A 17,171-nucleotide genomic window follows, 5' to 3' on the forward strand; every position below is an offset into this window, starting at 1 on the left:
CGTTGGGTTACTTACGACAAAGCAAGACGGCTCCCGGCAACGTATGGGCGCGCGGAGGTATAGACTCGCTACTCTGCCACAGGCCCTTTCAGGACACCATACCCAAGCAACATGATTTCGGATTCCAGACATATGCCGCTTCTTTTCAGGGTTCTGCTCTTCGCTTTTGCGGCGGCAGGACTGGCGGGGTGTGGCTCCGACGATCAGCTATTCCGGCAGCGGTACCCGTCGGAAACCGGCATTACCTTCAAAAATGAACTCGTATCTAACGATTCCATCAACCTGCTTAACTTCGAGTATTTCTACAATGGCGGCGGCGTGGCCATCGGGGATGTCAACAACGACGGGCTGCCCGATATTTTCTTCACCGGCAACATGGTGCCCAGCAAGCTATACCTCAACAAGGGCGGCCTGGAGTTTGAAGATGTGACGCAGCAAGCCGGCGTGCAGACAGAATACTGGGCCACCGGGGTCTCTTTTGTGGACATCAACAACGACGGCTTGCTTGATATTTACGTGTGCATGTCGGGGTATAAGGACCCGGCGCGGCGCAAGAACCGCCTGTACATAAACCAGGGTCTGGATGGGAAGCAAGTGCCGCGGTATGAGGAAGCGGCAGAAAGGTATGGGCTGGCGGATACCGGCTATACGACCCAGGCCACTTTTTTTGACTATGACCTGGACGGCGACCTGGACGTGTACCTGGCCACCGTGAACCGCGCCGACGTGAACCCCAACGTGATCGCAGCCAAGGCCGGGAAAGGCATAAGCAACAGCACCGACCGGCTTTACCGCAACAACGGCGACAACACCTTCACCAATGTGGCCGCGGCCGCGGGCATCACCAAAGAGGGGTATGGCCTGGGCGTGGGCATCGGAGATTTCAATCAGGACGGATGGCCGGATATCTATGTCACGAACGACTTTATCTACGATGACCTGCTCTACATCAACAACCAGGACGGCACCTTCACCGAAAGCATCCGCGCGTACCTGAAGCACACAAGCCATTTCTCGATGGGCACCGACGTGGCTGACTTCAACAACGACGGGCTGCCCGACATCATCACCGTGGACATGATGCCGGACGACAGCCGACGGCAGAAGCTGATGAACGGGGTGAAAAACTTTGATGAGTTTCAGCTGGCGCTGCAGAAGGGCTACATGCCGCAGTATGTGCGCAACAACCTGCAGCTCAACAACGGCAACGGCACTTTCAGCGAGATCAGCCAGCTGGCAGGCATCCATTATACCGACTGGAGCTGGGCCCCGCTGTTCGCGGACTTCGACAATGACGGCAACCGCGACCTGCTCATCACCAACGGCATCCGCAAAGACATCACGCACCTTGACTTCGCCACTTATTATGCCACCCAGATGCGCTCAAAGTTTGGCAACAAGGGAAGCGAGCGGCACCTGCTGAAGATGGCCGAGACGATGGACGGGGTGAAGAAGCACAATTTTCTGTACCGCAACAAGGGCAACCTGACCTTCTCCGACGAGTCCGTGAACTGGGGGTTGGGCCAGGAGTCCTTCTCCAGCGGGGCCGCCTACGCCGACCTCGACAACGACGGCGACCTGGACTTGGTGATCAGCAACGTGGATGAGGAGCCCTTTGTGTACCAGAACATGGTGACAGAGCAGGCGCGGAAGAACAGGCAGGAAGAGGGAGACGGGCATTACCTCCGGGTGAAGTTCGCCGGTCCGGCCGCGAACAAAGCAGGCATTGGCGCACGCGCAAAAATTACGTATGCGGGCACCATGCAGGTGGCGGAGCAGTATCCCTTCCGAGGGTTTCAGTCTACGGTAGAGAGCATGCTGCACTTCGGGTTGGGAGGGGCCACGCGGGTAGAGACCGTGGAGATAACCTGGCCCGACGGCAAAACGCAGATGCTGAAAAACGTGAAGCCTGACCAGGTGCTCACGGTATCTTACAAAGAGGCAACAGCTCCGGCTGCGCAAATAGGGCAGCTGGCAGGGCAACCGGTTTACTTTAAGGAAGTGACAGCCGCCTCAGGCATCGCCTACAAAGACAAAAGCCGGGAGTATATAGATTTTAAGCTGCAACCCCTGCTGCCGCATACCTACTCGCGGAACGGGCCGGGCCTGGCTGTGGGCGACGTGAACGGCGACGGGCTGGAAGATTTTTATGTGGGTGGCGGTGCCCATACCACCGGTATGCTCTTTCTGCAGCGGAAAGACGGCACCTTTGCCTCCAGAGCACTCACAAACGCGCAGGAGAAGCCCGAAACGGATATGGGCAGCTTGCTTTTTGACGCCGACCAGGACGGCGACCTGGACCTGTATGTGGTGAGTGGCGGAAGCGAGCATACCACCGGGGCCAGCGCGTACCAGGATCGGCTCTATAGGAACGACGGCGGCGGAAACTTTGCGCTTGCCACCAACGCCCTGCCCCCGATCAACACAAGCGGCTCCTGCGTAACGGCGGCAGACTACGACCAGGACGGCGACCTCGACCTTTTTGTGGGCGGAAGGGTGCAGCCAAGGGATTTTCCGTTGCCAGCCAAAAGCTATATCCTGCAGAACAACGGCGGCAAGTTTACTGACGTGACCAGCACGGTATGCCCGCTGCTGGCCGATATCGGGATGGTAACCGCCGCCCTCTGGACCGATTTCGACAACGACAAGGCCGTGGATCTGATTGTGGTGGGCGAGTGGATGCAGGTGATGTTTCTGAAGAATGCACAAGGAAAATTGCAGGATGTCACCGCCACCACCGGGCTGCCCGCCACCAGCGGCTGGTGGAACAGCCTGTCGGGCGGCGACTTCGACAACGATGGCGACACAGACTATATCGCCGGTAACCTGGGCCTCAACTCCAAATACAAGGCATCGGAGCAGCAGCCTGTGCAGGTATATGCCAAAGACTTTGACAAGAGCGGCACAACAGACGCGCTGATAACCTATTATATCCAGGGGAAAAAGCAGCTGGTGCATGGCCGCGACGACATGACCGACCAGATGGTATCCATGCGCCGGGAGTTCCGGACGTATGAGGACTACGCCAGCAAATCCTTCGACGAGATATTCACGCCGGAGCGGCTGCAGGGTGCCTACGTGGCCGAGAGCAATTACTTCGCGAGCAGCTACCTCGAAAACCTGGGCAATGGCAAATTCCGCATCGTGCCGCTGCCGGTGCAGGCGCAGTTTGCCCCGGTATGCGGCATCACAGTGAACGACTATGACGACGACGGCAACCTGGATGCGCTGCTCACCGGAAACTCATATGCTACCGAGGTGATGGTGGGGAGGTATGATGCCTTCACGGGGCTCTACCTGAAAGGTAACGGCAAAGGCGGTTTTTCGCCCATTGCATCAGCCAGAAGCGGGTTTATGGTGGATGGCGACGCTAAAGGCATGGCAGAGATTTATACCGGAAACGGAAGTCCGTTGCTGCTTGTGGCGGCCAACAACGACAGCCTGAAGGCATACCGGCAAACCATGCGCCCGGCGGCCGTACAGGCAGTGCCTGTGTTGCCTTCCGATGCGTACGCCACGCTAACGCTGGCCAACGGCAAAACCCGGAAACAGGAGTTTTACTTCGGCTCCGGCTACCTGTCCCAATCCTCCCGCACCCTGTGGCTGCCGGCAGGTGTACAATCGGTACGGATTATGGACCGAGCGGGGAAGCAGCGGCTACAGCTCTCTGATCTCGAACAGGCCCGGCTGGTATCTGGGAAACAGAAGCGATAACCGGGCTATGGGGTAGCAGGCAGATGCGCCTGATGTACTCCATGCCCGCCTTTCTTCTTCTGAAAATCCAGCCTGGCGGCCGCTATCTTTTTTACCTGGGCCTGTCCCTCGGTTATCTGGACGAACTGGTTGGCAGCGATATCCTTAAACACCTGGGTATGGGTGGAGCCGGGCCAGATGATGACCAGCTCGTCGATCCGGGATGCCTGCCCCAGCCCGATTTCCGCCCGCAGCGCCGACGCCCCGAAACTTCCCCCAGAGTTTACGTCCCGGTACAGCACCCTTTGCCTGCCGTTTTCGGTAACCGTAAGTTTCAGGCGTGCCCCGATGGCGGCTTTGTTGGCTTTTATACCCTCCAGCTTTAGTATGATCCACTTGTTGCCGGAGGCGGTGCGCTCCTGGTAAGTGTTTTTGAAGAGCGCGTTTCGGTAGCTGTCGCCCTCATACGCCCCGCCCATCACGGTATAGATATCCTGGTCGCCGTCGTTGTCCAGATCCCCGGCGGCAACGGCATGGCCTTTCTGAAGGTGCCCCACCCCGGCGGCGGTCGTGACGTCCTGATAGCCTTTCCCGGCGTTGTTGCGGAACAGCTTGTTGGGGATGATGGACTCAAAGCTGGGGTCGCCGGTGCCCAGGTACATGTCCAGCCAGCCGTCGTTGTCGATGTCCAGAAAATTGCAGCCCATGGTATACAGGGCTTTGTTGATGCCCGCCTCCTCGGCTATGTCCGTGAAAGTGCCATCGTGGTTGTTGCGGTAGAGCCGTGCTTTTTCGGCCTCGTTCGGCAGGCCCAGGTACTCGGCCGCCACATTGTACGAAACGCCGGGCTCGGTGCTGAACTTAAAGCCGGACACGAAAATGTCGAGCCAGCCATCGTTGTCGTAATCGTAAAACCAGGTGGGGAACGACAGCATCGGCTTTTGCAGCCCCGCCTTTTCCGTCACGTCATCGAACCGGAGCTGGCCGTTCTTTCCGTGCCCCAGGTTCCGGAACAGGTAGTTCTGGCCATACAGCGTCGAGACATACAGGTCCTGCCAGCCGTCGTTGTCGAAGTCGCCGGAGGTTACGCCCTTCACATACTGCTTCAGCGCCACGCCAGCCTCCTGCGCCACATTGTAAAAACTGCCACGGTGATTGAGGTATAACTGGCAGGGGTTGGGAGTGAACTGGTCTGCGGTTTCGTTGCCAATGAACAGGTCAACCCATCCGTCGTTGTTAAAATCGGCCCATGTGGCCGTTTGCGTCGGGTAGAAGGAGAGCAGGCCAACGGCCTCCGTCACATCGCTAAACGTGCCGTCGCCGTTGTTGCGCAGGAGCGAGTTGGGCTGCTTGCCTTGATGCTCAAACCATGCGCCCCGCAGCACCAACACATCCATGTAACCGTCGTTGTTATAATCGGCCTGCAGCATGTTCAGGCTGTTGGTGATGCCTGTCAGCCCCGCTTTCGCGGTATGGTCGGCAAAAGAGCCGTCGCCCTGGTTGTGGAAATAGCGAATCTGATCCCGCAGCCCGTAGGAAGAGGCCAGAATGTCCAGATACCCGTCGTTGTCGAAGTCCTCCAGCACCGTTCCCCCGGAAATATCGGCCACGTCCACGCCCAGGTCCCCGGCAATCTCCTCGAACGGGGCCACAGGGTATGGCGACTGATCCTCTATCGGGATGAGCCATTGCTTTGGCACGCGGTCCGGGTACTCGCCAAGGGTCATGTAGGCGATATTCAAAAGCCAGCGGTACTGCAGGGCATCGGGGTGGCGGCTCAGCAGGGAGGTATACTGCGCGATAGCTTTGCGGGAGCCGTCGGGGAGCTGGTGGAAGCCTGGGCTGGCAATCGGGAAAATGCAGGAGGCGGAGGTATGGTTAAGCAGGCAGTTTTCCTGTTCGCCGGTGCGCAGGTATGCCTGCGCGATATCCGCCTCCAGCCGGTCGGCCAGCCCCACGTCCTTCGGTGTGAGGCTGTAGGCGATCTGTGGCAGTTCCGCGCGCAGTTTCTCAAACAGCCTGGCCGCCTCCGCCGATTCTCCCGCCCGGAGCAGCTCGGTGGCTTTCTGGTACTCAAAGTCGAACTTGCGCCGGCCGGTGGCTTTTGCCGCAAGCGAGTCGAAATGGGCCACCCGGGCATGGTTGGCAAAACGGTTGTCCGGGATATAAAACGTCTGGGCCACTTCCTCCAGGAGCGCTACCATTTCCCGGCTGCCCGTTTCCTCCTTCTTCTCGCCGCAACCGGGCAGGAGGAGGGCAATCAGGAGACAAATGCCGGGTATACTTTTAGCACAAGAACGAAGAAGGCGCACCATATTCTGAGTTTTATACCCTATCACGAGGTTATCTGATTTTTCGGCTTTCGCCGTTGAAGCCATACGCCACCACCGACACCGCATTCAGGGGTATGGCCATGCTCCGGGTGGACTGTGAAAGATAGCCCGAGCCGTAATACAGCTCCCGCACGAGTTTCCGGCCGGTGTCGAGCGTTATCTCTATCCGCGCGTCCGAGGGTTTTGTTACGATAACCGAGGCTGGACTGGCCGAGTTGGTGGTATAGGCCTGCAGCGGGCCGTTGTTGTTGGCCACCAAAACCAGCGGACGGCCATTCGCCAGCGTCAGCTCTGCCATGCCTTTGGCGTCACCGTCTACCAGAAAGCCGCTTTGCTGCAGGCCAACTGGCGCAAAACCTCCTTTGCCGTCGCCTTTCAGGTATAGGCCCGTGAAGGCATCGTAGGCCCCGCTGAGCACTTCTGGCGCCTGGGAGTTGCCGGTGAGCAGGGCATCCAGGTTGCCGTCGCCGTCATAGTCGTTCACCGTGATGCCGAAAACGGGGGCAAACTGCGCCTGCATCGGCAGCGGCGCAATGCGGAATTTGCCGCCTCCCAGGTTTTCGAGGTAGCTGCTTTGCATGTGCACGCTCTTCAGGATGTAGGACTGCTGCAGCTCTTCGGGCGTGAGCACCTCCGTGACCGAGGCCCGGGCGTAGCTGTCGTAGCTGGTAAAGCGCCTGCGCATGGACACCATCTGGTCAAAAACATCGTCGCGCGGCCGAACAGGCACATTTTTGCCCATCACATAATAGGTCAGGATGGGGTCCATGCTCCCGTTGTGGTCGAAGTCGGCGGCGTATACGCTGATGGGCTCTGTGGCGGAGGCTTTCAGTTTGGTGTTGAGGCCCAGGTTACCGGCGATATAGTCGATGTCGCCGTCGTTGTCGAAGTCGCCGCCGGCCAGGCTGTTCCACCAGCCGCTGGTGGCGGGCAGCCCGGTGGCGGCAGTCACGTTCTGGAGCTTCCCGCCCACGTTCCGGAAAAAGGTAACCGGGAGCCCCTCGCCCACCACAATCAGGTCCACGGCCTTGTCGTTGTCGAAATCGGTCCAGAGGGCGGCGGTCAGCATCCCGAGTTGCTGCAGGGCGGGGCATACCTGCGCGGTCGCGTTCCGGAACTTGCCGCCCTCGTTCAGCAGGATATAGCTTTCGGCTGGGGTAGGGTAGCGCTGCGGCACCACGCGGCCACCCACCAGCAGATCCAGGTCGCCGTCGCCGTCAATGTCGGCTGCGGTCACAAACGAGCCGCTGGCGGTGGTGGCGGGCAGTGCCTGCGCATCGGGGGTGAAGCGGCCCTTGCCGTCGTTTTTGTAGAGCTTGTCCTGGTAGTAGGGGGAGCCAGCCGGAAACTCATACCCTCCGCTCACCACATACAGGTCCAGGTCACCGTCCTGGTCGGCGTCGAAAAGCAGGCTGCCCATGTCTTCCTCATACTTGGTCTGGTCCGTGATGGGGGCGCTGGCGAACGTGCCGTTTCCGGACTGAAGGAACACGCGCCCCGGGTATTTGTAGGCGCCGCCCACATAAAAGTCCTCCAGTCCGTCGCCGTTCACGTCGCCCACGGCCAGGCCCGGCCCGTTCTGCGAGTATTTGTGCGGCAGCAGGGGCTGCACCTTAAAATCCACATAGGGCTCCTCTTTGTGGGTATAAGCGATGGTGTGTTTGGCGTTGGCAGCCTGGAAGAGGGGCGGGGCAGTGGTTTTCCGGAGCACCTTCGCCGCCACGGCGTTTTTATGGTATAGCGTAAGCACCTGGTTTGCCCGCACGCTGTCGAGGCGCTGCACCTTGTCGTCGGGCCAGGTTACTTCCAGCACCGCTACGGTCGCCTCCTGCCCCAGGCCAAAATGTAGGAAAGGCTCCACCGTAGACATAAACCCACGGTAGGGCGAGAACTCCTGGTACTGCCTGTTGCCGTTCTGCTGCACCACCATGACTTTGGCGCCATACCCTGCCGCGTTCGCCGGTCCTCCCTGCAGTTTTATCCGCAGGAAACTGTTTTTCAGCTGTTTGTCGGCGTTGTTGCGGTACACAAAGGCTTTGCCGTTGATGTTGTTGGTCACCAGGTCCAGGTCGCCGTCGTTGTCGAGGTCGGCGTAGGCGGCCCCGTTGGAGAAGGACGGCACGTCAAGGCCCCAGGCTTTGGTCTGGTTGCTGAACGTGAAGTCGCCGTTGTTGCGGTAGACGTAGTTTGGCTTTTTGGCGTTGGGCAGCTTGTTCACCACCTCCAGGAGTTGCTTGTTTAGTGCATCCAGCGGCATGTTGCTGTTGAGACCCTGCATGCGGTACATGATAAAGTCGCGGTTGGTGATGTCCTTCGGAAAGCCGTTGGTGATGTGCAGGTCTTTGTAGCCGTCGTTGTCGAAGTCGGCCAGCAGGGGGCTCCAACTCCAGTCGGTGCTGTGCACCCCGGCCAGCTGCCCAATCTCGCTGAAGGTGCCGTTGCCGTTGTTGAGCTGCAGCGTGTTGCGCATGTACTGGGGGGTATAGCCGTTCAGAAGTTCCCCCCGGAAACGGTCGTAGTTCGTGCCGGCAAACATGAGCTTGCTCCGCAGATTGTCTTCCGGCAGCATGTCCAGGGTGATGATGTCGGGCAGGCCGTCGTTGTTGAAGTCGGCCACATCGTTGCCCATCGCCGACTGGCTCTGGTGCCTGAAGTATGCCGCAGCCTTGTCGGTGAAAGTGCCATTGCCGTTGTTGAGGTACAGGATGTCGTTGGAGAGGTAATCGTTGGACACGTATACATCCGGCCATCCGTCCTGGTTAATGTCGCTGATGGCCACGCCCAGGCCCTGGCCCTCCACCAGTATACCCGCCTGCCCCGAAACATCCGTGAAGGAGTTGTTGCCGTTGTTGCGGTACAGCTTGTCGGTGTTTTTGCCCGAGCCGTCCCGCAGTTGCGGGCGCAGCAGGTTGGGGTTTTTATCGTCCAGGGTATGGTTGAGCAGGTAGAGGTCGAGGTCGCCGTCCTTGTCATAGTCGAAGAAGGCGGCGTGCGTGGAGTAGCTCTCGTCGGCAAGGCCATACTGCTGCGCGGCTTCCGTAAACGTGTTGTCGTGGTTGTTGAGGTAGAGCAGGTTCTTGCGGCTTTCCGGTGCTGCCTTGCCCGTCACGCAGACGTAGATATCCTGAAAGCCGTCGTTGTTCACGTCGGCCACGGCCACACCGCTTGCCCAGCGCCCTGCGGTGTTGATGCCCGCCCGCGCCGTGATGTCCTCAAACCGCATGTTTCCCTTGTTGAGGTATAGCTTGCTGGGCACCATGTTGCCCGAGAAGAAGATGTCGGGCAGGCTGTCGTTGTTGAAATCGGCCACGGCCACCCCGCCCCCGTTGTAGAAATACTCAAACTCCAGCACGTTCAGCATCGGGGTTTCGGTGAGGGTGTTCGCGAAATCAATGCCTGTTTTAGATGCAGGGAGGCTTTCGAACAGCGTGGGCGCGGAGGCCTGGGCTGCTTCCGGGGCTTTTCTGCCGTCCTTTTCTTCCCGGGCGCCACAACCGGATAGCAGCAGCAAGGCGGCCAGCAGGCAGGCGAAGGGCAAAGGCAGGTATGTTTTGGTTGATGCGTGCATGGGTTTAGGTATAGAGCGGAGCAGCTTGCCGGAGCACTTGCCTTCGCCGGAAAAACCGGGACTTTGCCGGTGTCATCCCGAAGGCAACACACTAGTCTGGCTTGTCAGTTTTCATTAGGATTGGCAAGACGTGTGCTCCGGCAGCGTCCGTGCATTAAGAGCATGTTTAAAATTCATCTTTTGGGCTGCAAATTGTTCATAAAGGAACCTGACTTCGCCTTTTTATCACCCCATAGCGCTGCTATGCGGTTCAAAAAACGCTTCGCCAGAACCCTTCCTGAACAATTTTCGCTTCCAAAAACGAAATTTAAACATGCTCTAAGTAACTGTTTCTCGGCCAATAAATCAAGTTCTCCTGCAAGCGCAGTAGCCAAAAAATCACGATTCCCTGTGTTATGGCTAGGGCACCCGGCTAACCTGCCCTGTTGGCAAAGCCAGTTTTCGGCCCTTTCCGGTAAAGTCGTACAGCATAACCGTTTGCGCGCCCGCAGGTATAAACAGCGTTCTGGACGATTGCGACAGGTAGCCCGAACCGTGGTAAAACTCCTGCCGTACTTTTCTGCCATCCCGCAGGGTTACCGCAGCCCAGGCATCCGTGGGGGCAAGGGGTATACCGGCCTGCTCCTGCATGTAGCGGAACGTTTTCAGCGGGCCCTGGTTAGCGGCCGACAACACCATGCGTTTGCCTCCCGGCAGGGCAAGCTCCGCGATTCCTTTGGCGTCCGTGTCCACAAAAAAGCCGCTTTTGGTAACCGGCACAGGGGCGAAGTGGCCTTTGCCGTCTCCCTGCAGGTATAGGCCAATGGAGGCATCATACCAGCCCGTCTGTATCTCGGTGCCGTAGTTGTTGCCCGTCAGCAGCAGGTCGAGGTTACCGTCGTGGTTGTAGTCGTTCACCGCGATGCCGAACACCGGGGCCAGCTGCGCCTGCACCGGCAGTGGCACGATCCGGAATTTGCCTTTGCCCAGGTTCTCGATGTAGCTGCTTTGCAGCTGGGTGCTTTGCATCACCATGGCCCCCGCCAGTTCATCATCCGTAAACAACTCCCCATAGCCGATGTGGGCATAGGCCGCAAAACTCGTGAACTTGCGACGCATCGAAACCATTTGGTCGGTCATGGCGTCGCGGGGGTGGGCGGGATAGTTCTGGCCCAGCAGGTAATGGCCCAGCACCGGGTCGATGCTGCCGTTGTTGTCGAAGTCCTTTGCCGTGATCGTGACAGGCTCTGTGGGAGATGCCTTGTAGTCGGAGTTCAGGCCGAAGTTGCCGGCGATATAGTCCGTGTCGCCGTCGTTGTCGAAATCGCCGGCGGCCAGGCTGTTCCACCAGCCCACAGCTTCCTGCAGACCCGTGTCTGCGGTTGCATTCACAAACTTTCCGCCCTGGTTTCTAAACAAGGTCAGGGGCATCCACTCACCCGCCAGCAGCAGGTCGGTATGCCCGTCCTGGTCGGCGTCTGTCCAGAGCGCCGCCGTGACCAGGCCCAGCTGTTGGAGCGCAGGGCACAGTTTCTCGGTTACATCGGTAAATTTGCCGCCGTTGTTCTGCAGGATATAGCTTTTGGCCGGCAGGGGGTAGCGCTGCGGCACCACGCGGCCGCCCACAAACAGGTCGAGGTCGCCGTCCTGGTCGTAGTCTGCCGCAACCACGCAGGAGCCGCTGGACCTGGTGTCGGGTAGCGCAGCGGGGTTGAGGATGAAATTGCCTTTGCCGTTGTTGCTGTAGAGCCTGTCCTGATAGGCCGGGTCGCCCTCCTTAAACTCGCTTCCGCCGCTCACCACATACAGGTCCAGGTCGCCGTCACTGTCGGCATCGAAAAGCAGCACGCCCATCTCATCGCCGTGCGTTACCCCGTCTGGCAGCGCAACTCCTTTAAACGTGCCCGCCGCCTGCTGCAGGTATAGCTTTCCGGGCGTGTCGGAGGAGCCGCCCACGTAAAAGTCCTCCAACCCATCGCCGTTCACGTCGCCCACGGCAATGCCCGGGCCGCCCTGCGAGTACTTCTGCATCAGCAGCGGCTGCAGCTTGAAGTCCACGAAATCGTTTTCCTGATGCCGGTAGCTGATACCGGTGGCCGCGCTGTCCTGCCCCTGAAAAAGGGCCGTGGGGGCAGCGGGGGCAGGCTCCGGAGCAGGAGTGGTGGCGTCTGCGTGCCGCACGGTCAACACCTGGTCTGCTTTGATGTTCCGGATTGTCTGCCGTCGGCCGTCAGGCCACACGATCTCCAGTGCGTCTGCCTGCGTGGATTTCCCCAACCCGAAATGCACCACGTTCTCGACAGTCGATTTATACCCTCTATAAACAGAATGGTCGTGGTATAGTTGGCGGCCGCCGGATGTAAGGGTGAGTTTCGTGCCCAGCCCGGCTTTGTTCTTTGCCTCGCCCTCCAGTTTCACGCGCAGGTAATGGCGGTCGGGGAGGGCGCTGGCGGTGTTCCGGTAGATAAAGGCCGCCTCGTCGATGTTGTTCATCACCAGGTCCAGGTCGCCGTCGTTGTCGAGGTCGGCAAAGGCGGTGCCGTTGGTATAGGACGGGGCGTCAAGTCCCCACTCCACCGACTTGTCTGTAAAGGACAAATTCCCGGTGTTCTGGTAGATATAGTTGTGCACTTTCACGCCCGCGAGGTCCTTGATCAGGCTGGCCATTGTTTTAGACTGGTGCGCCTTGTCTCCAAACTGGGCTTCCTGGCGCTTGTAAATGATAAAGTCCAGGTTGGTGACGTCCTTGCGGTAGCCGTTGGTAATGAGCAGGTCGCGGTTCCCGTCGTTGTCGAAGTCGGCGAACAGCGGGGCCCAGCTCCAGTCGGTGCGGTGAATGCCCGCCAGCTGCCCCACCTCGCTGAAGGTGCCGTTGCCGTTGTTGAGCTGCAGCGTGTTGCGGATATACTGCGGCTGGTAGCCCAGCGTGAGGTTGTGCCGGAAACGGTCGTAGTTGCCCGCCGCGATCATGGTCTTCTCCCGCTGGTTGTCGGGCGGCATCATGTCCACGGTCACAATGTCTACCAGGCCGTCGTTGTTGAAGTCGGCGATGTCGGTGCCCATGGCGTTCCAGCTCTGGTGCTTCAGGTACTGCCTGGAGCGGTCGGTGAAGGTGCCGTCGCCGTTGCTGATGTATAGGATGTCGTTGGTGATGAAGTCGTTGGCGGCATAGATGTCGGGCCAGCCGTCGTTGTTGATGTCGGCGATGCCCACGCCCAGGCCATACCCCTCGATGAGGATACCGGCCTCCTTCGACACATTGGTGAAGGTATTGTCGCCGTTGTTGCGGTACAGCCGGTCGGTGCTCAGGCTCTGGCCATTCACCTTTTTCATGCGGGAGTTGTTGCGCGGGAAGTTCTCCAGCGCGTTGGTGAGCAGGTACATGTCCAGGTCGCCGTCGCGGTCGTAGTCGAGGAAGGCCGCCTGCGTGCTATACCCCACGTCGGCCACGCCATAGGCGCTGGCAGACTCCGTGAAGCTGCCGTCGCCGTTGTTCACGAAAAGCATGTTGGGCTTGTCGGCGGATTTGTTGGGTCCGGCCACGCACACATAGATGTCGGTATAGCCGTCGCTGTTCACGTCGGCCATCGCGACGCCGGTTACCCAGCGGTCCGTCGACACCCCGGCTTTCTCGGTGATGTCCTCAAACTTCATGTTGCCCTTGTTGAGGTATAGCCTGCTGCTGACCATGTTGCCGCCGAAAAAGATATCCTGCAGCCCGTCGTTGTTCACATCCCCGATGGCCACGCCCGCCCCGTTGTAGAGGTAATCGTACTCGATGGCGTTCAGGGTGTCGTTCTCGGGCAGAGTGTTGCTGAAGGTAACGCCGGTTTCCTCAGGGGGCAGCAGTTGGAAGAGATGATCCCCCTTGTCCTGTTTGCAACCGCTGAGCAGGAAAGTGGCATTTATGAAAAAGAAGAGCAAAGACTTCAAGTGATGCATAGAAAAAGGGCGTAAGCGGTATGTGTTGCCAAAAGCCATGGGTGTTCAATCAGGTTAAAAACGGCGCAAATTTGCAGCAGGCGTCCAGAGCTGAATTCTTAAATTTGAGTAAAAAAACTTTCTAAGTAGCCAGTGGCTATAAAAGGTATAAGTTAGCTTATTTCTGAGGGATATCCGAGTGAAAGGCGTTGGGTTGCCGCAAATACCAGGCTCCTGCTATGACTAACTTCTTCGTCCGGTTTTTATGTATGGTATAAAATCAGGTATAGTCTCCTGAAAACCAACTGCAGTTCTTTTTTGTAAGGTATGGTGCCACGGTCCGGATACGTATGGGCGGTGTGCTCTGTGGTTTGTTTGCCGGAAGGAGAGAGGGGTATGGCTTCTGGGGTTTTCGATACTGGCAGGGGGTTGCTTTAACAAAGCTCTTGCGCGAGGCAGATCAGGAAAAAGGCGTATACCATCTCGTAGCCTTTAAATTTTTGCCTGATGGCCTTTAGCGCCTTGTGCAGGTGGTTTTCGATGTTACTGTTGCTGGTGTTCAGGAGCTGGGCGATTTCGCTGTTGCTCTTCCCTTCCACGCGGCTCATCACAAACACCTGCCGCCGTACAGGGGGTAATGCGTCATAGGCGTCTTCCAGCAGTTTTGTCAGGTCTTTGAACTCGACTGCCTGCTCTGTGAAGCACCCGGTGCGTTCGCCCGCCACGGCTATATACTGGGCAAAAGCAAACTCGTAGGCCTTGCGCCGTGCTTTGTTATACACCAGGTGCTTGGCGATGCTGAACAGGTAACCATCCACATTCTGGTCTGGCTCCAGCAGGTGCCGCCCCTCCCATACCTTCAAAAAAACTTCCTGCACAATCTCCTCCGCATCCTCTCTGTTCCGGACAAGGCGCAGGGCAAAAGCATATAGCTTTGGCTCAAAAAGCCGGTACAGGTTTTCAAAAGCAGACACGTCTCCTGCCTTAAGTGCCTCTATGGTGCTGACTAAACATATCGTACTTCCTGACTTCATGATATAGTTTGCGCGCTGTGGTGAGGTGATGGGGCATGAGCTGAAACAGCTTCAGCTGTAAGCCACAATAGGTGATACTAGGTAATATCCTGTCTAAATGTAAAAAATAAAAACTAAAACACAAAAGTGAGTGCTTAGTTATTTTTAGGAAGAGGTGGTGCAGGACTGCGTATATGTGTAATGTTAATACAGACAGCATAAAAATCGAGAAGAACCCGCTACAATGGCAATTAACAGCGGCATAAGCGTTGGCCAAACCGATACATCAAGCATTATGGTCTGCCGCTAATTAAAAGTTTAGCGTTTTAAAAGGGACTTTTTTTAACAAGAGTAGCAATATCTAATAACCATCAACCAGACGATTATGAACACAAAACAGCTAGTGACCTATGGCTTCTCCGCAATAATGTATGTGGTGTTAGCCCAGCTAAGCACGCCAGTGGCGGCGCAGACGGTAAGCCTGGAAAAGAAGTGGGAAACCACCGCCACTTTAAAAGAGCCCGAATCGGTGCTGTATGACCCGGCTAAAAAAGTGCTCTACGTTTCCAATATCAACGATCCGGCTGCCGGAAAGGATGGCAACGGCTCCATCGGCCGGGTGTCGTTATCGGGCAAAGTGCAGGAGGTGGAGTGGGTAGTGGGAGGTATGGATTCGCCCAAGGGCCTGGGGCTCTCGAACGGCCTGCTCTATGTGGCCGACCTGACCAACGTCGTCGTGATTGACACCAACACAGGCAAGGTGGTGCGCACCATTGCGGTGGACGATGCCGGGATGCTGAACGACATCACGGTGGACGAAGAGGGCGTGGTGTATGTGTCGGACTCCGACAAAAAGCGGGTATACAGGCTAAACGACAACCAGGCGGAGGTATGGCTGGAGAAAGACCATTTCCAAAAGCCCAACGGTTTGCTGGCGCACAACAACAGGTTTTATATGATCGACATGAACGCCGGTATTTTTTATGAGGTAGACAAAGAAAGCAAAGAACTCAAGGAAATCGCGAGCGGCCTGATGGGTGGGGATGGCATCGTGCCGTATGGCGATGACTTTATCATCTCCAACTGGAACGGCGAGATCAATTACGTGACGGCGGGCGGCAAGGTAGAGAAGCTGCTGGATACCAAAGCAGATAAAGTGAACGCGGCCGACATAGCCTACATTCCTACCCAAAAGCTTTTGCTGGTGCCTACCTTCTTTGCCAACAAGGTGGTCGCCTACCAGGTGAAACCGAAAAAGTAAAGCCACCCCGTTCCGGATTCAGCCAACCCATTAATTAACCAGCTCCTATGGCAGTCGCCCTTCTGCTTTTAAGCGTCGTACTTATTATTCTGCTCACAACGCGCCTGCAGGTGCATCCCTTCATCGCCTTGTTTCTGGTGGCGGTGCTCTACGGGGTTCTCACAGGCATGCCGCTGGCAACGATCGTTAAATCCGTGAACGAGGGCTTTGGGGAGACGCTGGGCAAAATTGGCCTGATCATCATCTTCGGGGTGATTATAGGGGCTTTCCTGGAGAACTCGGGAGGGGCGTACGCCCTGGCCGAGAAAGTGCTGCGGGTGGTCGGGCAGAAGCGGGTAACAGCGGCCATGGGCATCATCGGCTACTTCGTTTCCATACCTGTTTATGCCGACAGCGGTTTTCTGCTCGTCGCTCCGCTGAACAGGAGCTTGTCTAAAAAGGCGGGCATTTCCCTGGCCGGACCCGCCGTTGCGCTTGGCCTTGGCCTCACGGCCACGCATACCCTGGTGCCTCCCACGCCAGGCCCAATTGCGGCGGCGGGAATTTTAAACGCCGACCTCGGGCTGGTGATGCTGCTGGGGCTGCCCATCAGTGCGTTGGCGCTGGCAGTGGGCATCTGGTATGCCACGGCCTATGCCGCCAAAACCTATATCGACCCCAACCCGCAAACCACCGACAAGGAGATCAAATTGCTGCTGAAAGACGCGCCCGGTGCTTTAAAGTCGTCGGTGCCGGTGCTGGTGCCGATTCTGCTGATCGTCGCGAAATCGTCTGCCCAGAACTTCGATCACTTTTTCCATCCGCAGGCTACCGCCCTGATTTCGTTCCTCGGGGAGCCGGTGGTGGCCTTGTGTATCGGCGCGTTCCTCTCCCTGATCCTCCCTAAAAAACTGAAGCCCGAAATGCTGTCGGCGCAGGGCTGGGTGGGCAATGCCCTGCGCGATGCGGCCTCTGTTATCCTGATCACCGGGGCGGGCGGCATTTTCGGAAAAATCCTGCAGAACTCCGGCATTGCCGCTACGCTGGGCGAGTCGCTGGCAGGTATAAACCTGAGTATCTGGCTGCCTTTTTTGCTGGCCGCTGCCATCAAAACCGCTCAGGGCTCTTCCACGGTAGCCCTGATCACCACGGCTTCTATCCTGTTGCCCATGATGCCCTCGCTCGGCTTTGTGTCTGAAATGGAGAAGGCCATGGTGGTGATTGCCATCGGGGCGGGCTCGGCCGTGGTGTCGCACGCCAACGACAGTTTCTTCTGGGTAGTCACGCAGATGTCGGGCATGAAGGTGAAGACAGGGTATAGGCTCTATACCACGGGCACTTTTGTGCTGGGCACGTCGGCGGCGTTTTTCCTATACCTCAGTTACCTGCTTTTTAACTGAGCTACAACCAACTTTAATTTTGAA

The 17,171-nt window shown here is 57.7% G+C and carries 7 protein-coding genes; 3 read left to right on the forward strand and 4 right to left on the reverse strand.

All coding sequences use genetic code 11. The annotated features are described in order from the left end of the window. Window positions 1-111 precede the first annotated feature (111 nt). Window positions 112-3,714, forward strand: a complete 3,603-nt coding sequence (locus tag MKJ04_RS04250; protein ID WP_241639659.1) for a VCBS repeat-containing protein — start codon at window positions 112-114, stop codon at window positions 3,712-3,714. 5 nt (window positions 3,715-3,719) lie between these two features. Here MKJ04_RS04250 and MKJ04_RS04255 read toward each other — a convergent pair whose 3' ends face one another. From MKJ04_RS04255 to MKJ04_RS04270, 4 genes are all read right to left on the reverse strand, one after another. Beyond that, entirely contained in the window at window positions 3,720-6,008 is a 2,289-nt protein-coding gene (locus MKJ04_RS04255) for a CRTAC1 family protein (protein WP_241639660.1), read from the reverse strand. Between the two features lie 28 nt (window positions 6,009-6,036). Then, complete coding sequence (locus MKJ04_RS04260) at window positions 6,037-9,594, reverse strand: VCBS repeat-containing protein (protein ID WP_241639662.1); 3,558 nt, start codon at window positions 9,592-9,594, stop codon at window positions 6,037-6,039. 399 nt (window positions 9,595-9,993) lie between these two features. After that, on the reverse strand, window positions 9,994-13,515 hold the full coding sequence (locus MKJ04_RS04265; RefSeq protein WP_241639664.1) for a VCBS repeat-containing protein: 3,522 nt from the start codon (window positions 13,513-13,515) through the stop codon (window positions 9,994-9,996). A gap of 413 nt (window positions 13,516-13,928) precedes the next feature. Then, window positions 13,929-14,528 carry an RNA polymerase sigma factor gene (locus MKJ04_RS04270; protein ID WP_241639666.1) on the reverse strand — a complete coding sequence of 200 codons (600 nt, stop codon included), beginning with the start codon at window positions 14,526-14,528 and terminating at the stop codon, window positions 13,929-13,931. 364 nt (window positions 14,529-14,892) lie between these two features. On the opposite strand from MKJ04_RS04270, the gene MKJ04_RS04275 reads away from it, so the two are divergent. Together MKJ04_RS04275 and MKJ04_RS04280 are read left to right on the forward strand one after the other, a co-directional pair. Continuing rightward, entirely contained in the window at window positions 14,893-15,768 is an 876-nt protein-coding gene (locus tag MKJ04_RS04275; RefSeq protein WP_241639668.1) for an SMP-30/gluconolactonase/LRE family protein, read from the forward strand. A gap of 47 nt (window positions 15,769-15,815) precedes the next feature. After that, the gene (locus MKJ04_RS04280; RefSeq protein WP_241639670.1) at window positions 15,816-17,147 is read left to right on the forward strand and encodes a GntP family permease; all 1,332 of its coding nucleotides are present in this window, start codon (window positions 15,816-15,818) and stop codon (window positions 17,145-17,147) included. The last annotated feature ends 24 nt before the right edge of the window (window positions 17,148-17,171 follow it).

It is taken from the genome of Pontibacter sp. E15-1, assembly GCF_022601975.1.
GTDB lineage: Bacteria > Bacteroidota > Bacteroidia > Cytophagales > Hymenobacteraceae > Pontibacter.